Raw genomic sequence first — 266 nt, forward strand, 5'->3', positions numbered from 1 at the left:
GCTCGGTGCCTATCTGTCGGCGGTCTGCCTGCTGCCGGCGCTGCTGAAAAATGTCCAACTGCGCCCGGCGCAATGGCCGCTGCGCCTGGCCGAACGCCTGATTCATCTGCGTGAGGCGCTGCTCGGTTGCATTCGCACGCCCGCGCTGCTGGCCGTGCTGATCGCCTTCTGCGTCGGCGGCCTGATGCAGTTGCAGAGCAAAAACGATATCCGCCAATGGGTCGGCGCGCCGCAGCATCTGACCGACGAAGCGCAGACCATCGCGC

At 66.2% G+C, this 266-nt stretch carries 1 protein-coding gene; it reads left to right on the forward strand.

Features of this window, described 5'->3' with window-relative positions; genetic code table 11:
- Positions 1-266: hypothetical protein (locus tag AAEY83_RS15770; protein ID WP_351060459.1), on the forward strand; the 266-nt coding region annotated here is incomplete at both ends.

The organism is Psychrobacter sp. TB20-MNA-CIBAN-0197, from assembly GCF_040309765.1.
In the GTDB taxonomy this organism is placed as follows: Bacteria; Pseudomonadota; Gammaproteobacteria; order Pseudomonadales; family Moraxellaceae; genus Psychrobacter; species Psychrobacter submarinus.